Origin of the sequence: Blastochloris sulfoviridis, from assembly GCF_008630065.1 — a bacterium.
In the GTDB taxonomy this organism is placed as follows: Bacteria; Pseudomonadota; Alphaproteobacteria; order Rhizobiales; family Xanthobacteraceae; genus Blastochloris; species Blastochloris sulfoviridis.
This window is the reverse complement of the sequence record NZ_VWPL01000068.1, coordinates 1-1,360: the sequence shown is the minus strand read 5'-3', so window position 1 is coordinate 1,360 and position 1,360 is coordinate 1. Positions and strand designations below refer to the sequence as shown.

The 1,360-nt window shown below is 64.6% G+C and carries 2 protein-coding genes; both read right to left on the bottom strand.

Annotation, left to right across the window (positions count from 1 at the left end):
- Window positions 1-296: IS66 family transposase (locus tag F1193_RS16850; RefSeq protein WP_150098946.1), on the bottom strand; the 296-nt coding region annotated here is incomplete at its 3' end.
- Window positions 297-550: 254 nt separating this feature from the next.
- Window positions 551-1,360, bottom strand: an 810-nt coding sequence (locus F1193_RS16845) for an IS110 family RNA-guided transposase (RefSeq protein WP_150098945.1), incomplete at its 5' end; no start/stop codon positions are given.

Below are 1,360 nucleotides of genomic sequence, written 5' to 3'. Positions count from 1 at the left end.
CGGCCGATGGCGCAGGCGCGCTTGAGCAGGCCCTTGAAGCCGGGGGCGAGGACGGTGTCGCCGGCGTCGATGGCATATTGGGTGTCGCGGATCAGATGGGCGAGGCAGACTTGGTTCTCGCGCCTGGCCCATCCCATCTGGCCGCCATAGCGGTCGGAGATCCAGTAATCGGGCCGGCTCTCGCCGAGGAAGCCCTCCACCACCGCCTTGGAGCGGTGCTGGTCGGCGACGAACACCGCGCTGTCGCCGTGATGGAACACCCACAGCCACCATATGTGGAACGGCCCCGCGGGCAAGGGCTTTCTTCAGACTTTTCCTCCGGCGGGAACGGTGCGGTCATATGTCCGGCCTTGATTGGCGCGGTCTTGGACCGCTGGCCTCGATGAAGTCCGCGATGCGAGGGGCTGATCAGTTTGGCGCGCTGGTTGCGCACTGGTGGCTACGACCTCTCTCGCCTCGGGATGTCGTCCCGTGGAGTCATCGTCTGCTGGTGCACCTCACCCTCTGCCCGGCATAGACGCCGGTCAGTCCGTTTTGCTGGGCATTCGGCTCACGCGTTCGCCGCGCCGGTTGCCACAGCTGGTTTCTGATACGTCCCACCCTTGGTGAGAAGCACCCATATGATCCGCGCCATCTTGTTGGCCAGCGCGACGGCGACAACCTTGAAGGGACGGCGCGCCAATAGGGCGACCAGCCATCGGGGCGCGTTCTCATTGTGCCTGACGTATCGCAACACCGACGTCGCCCCGAGGACCAGCAGGCTGCGGAGCGTCGTGTTGCCCATTTTCGATATCCCGCTGAGCCGCTCCTTGCCGCCACTCGAATGGGACTTGGGTGTCAGTCCCAGCCAGGCTGCGAAGTGACGGGCGGATTTGAACCCGTCCGGATCGGGAACCAGGGCTTTGATCGAAGCGGCGATGATCGCGCCGACACCTGGGATGGTTGCCAACCGCCGCATGTCCTCGTCGCGCTTCGCTATCGCGACGATCTCCCGCTCGAGCTTTTCGACCTGCCGCGCCAAGGCCTCGATCTGATCGGCGATCGCGCTCAACGCGAAGCGCGCGGCGTCCGGCAAGCGCGTGTCGTCGGCGTCGCGCACGATGGCAATCAGCGCCGCAACTTTGGCGGTGCCGATGCCGGTGATGATGCCGAACTCCGACAAATGGGCGCGCAGGGCGTTGATCGTTTGCGTCTGCTGACGGACCAGAAGATCGCGGGCTTTCAGGACCATGGCGGCCGCCTGCTGGTCGGCCGACTTGATCGGCACGAAGCGCATCGTCTTGCGGGTCACCGCTTCGCAGATCGCTTCGGCATCGGCCGCATCGGTCTTGCCTCGTTTGATATACGGCTTGACATAAAT